This is a genomic window from Nocardiopsis sp. TNDT3 (genome assembly GCF_003427465.1).
In the GTDB taxonomy this organism is placed as follows: Bacteria; Actinomycetota; Actinomycetes; order Streptosporangiales; family Streptosporangiaceae; genus Nocardiopsis; species Nocardiopsis dassonvillei.
In genome coordinates this window covers 1-1,497 of sequence record NZ_QPFC01000937.1, presented here as the reverse complement: position 1 = coordinate 1,497, position 1,497 = coordinate 1, and the positions used below count along the sequence as shown (strand labels likewise).

1 protein-coding gene is annotated in these 1,497 nt (G+C 67.8%); it reads left to right on the top strand.

The window, feature by feature from the left end; all coding sequences use genetic code 11:
- The coding region (locus DQW06_RS21935; protein ID WP_117199217.1) for a glycoside hydrolase family 6 protein at positions 1-1,497 on the top strand (1,497 nt) is incomplete at its 5' end.

Genomic DNA, 1,497 nt, shown 5'->3' with positions numbered 1-1,497 from the left:
GGCACCGTCACCCAGAGCGGACAGAGCGTCTCGGTCACCAACGCCGGGCACAACGCCTCACTCTCCACCGACGGCACCGCCAGCTTCGGCTTCCAGGGAAGCTACACCGGAAGCAACGCCGCGCCCACGGCCTTCGAACTGAACGGCGTGCTGTGCAGCGGTGACGTCGAGGAGCCGGAGGAACCGGAAGAGCCCGGGGAGCCCGAGGAGCCCGAGGAGCCCGGCAGCAACGGTCGGGTGGACAACCCGTACGTGGGCGCTGAGGTGTACGTCAACCCGATCTGGTCGGCCAACGCCGCCGCCGAGCCCGGCGGGGACGCCGTGGCCGACGAGCCCACCGGGGTGTGGCTGGACCGCATCAGCGCCATCGAGGGCAACGACAGCCCCACCACCGGCAGCATGGGACTGCGCGATCACCTGGACGAGGCCCTGGCCCAGGCCAACGGTGAACCCCTGGTGTTCCAGGTGGTCATCTACAACCTGCCCGGCCGTGACTGCGCCGCTTTGGCCTCCAACGGCGAGCTGGGCCCGGACGAGATCGACCGGTACAAGAACGACTACATCGATCCCATCGCCCAGATCCTGGCCGATTACGAGGACACCGAGCTGCGGGTGGTGACCACGGTCGAGATCGACTCGCTGCCCAACCTGGTCACCAACGTCTCCCCGCGCGAGACCGCGACCGAGAACTGCGACGAGATGCTGGCCAACGGCAACTACGTCGAGGGGGTGGGCTACGCGCTGGCGCAGCTGGGCGCGATCGACAACGTCTACAACTACGTCGACGCCGGCCACCACGGGTGGATCGGTTGGCAGGACAACTTCACCGCCTCGGCGGCGCTGTTCTTCGAGGCGGCCAACGCCGCCGGTGCCAGCCCCGACGATGTGCACGGGTTCATCGCCAACACCGCGAACTACTCGGCTCTGGTGGAGGACAACTTCTCCGTCGACCAGACCATCGCCGGTACGCCGGTGCGCCAGTCGGAGTGGGTGGACTGGAACCAGTTCACCGACGAGTTGTCCTTCGCCCAGGCTCTGCGTGAGGAGCTGGTGGGTCAGGGGTTCGATTCGGGGATCGGGATGCTCATCGACACCTCCCGTAACGGGTGGGGTGGGCCGGACCGTCCGGACGGGCCGGGGCCGAGCACGGATGTGAACGCCTACGTGGACGGGGGCCGCTACGACCGCCGTCTCCAGTCGGGGAACTGGTGCAACCAGTCCGGTGCGGGGCTGGGTGAGCGCCCCCAGGCCGCTCCGGAGGCGGGGATCGACGCCTATGTGTGGATGAAGCCGCCGGGTGAGTCCGACGGGTCCAGTGAGTTCATCGAGAACCCCGAGGGCAAGGGGTTCGACCGGATGTGCGACCCGACCTATGAGGGCAACCCGCGCAACAACTACAACATGAGCGGTGCGCTGCCCAACGCGCCGATCTCGGGGCACTGGTTCTCCGCGCAGTTCCAGGAGCTTTTGGCCAACGCCTACCCGCCCATCCAGTAG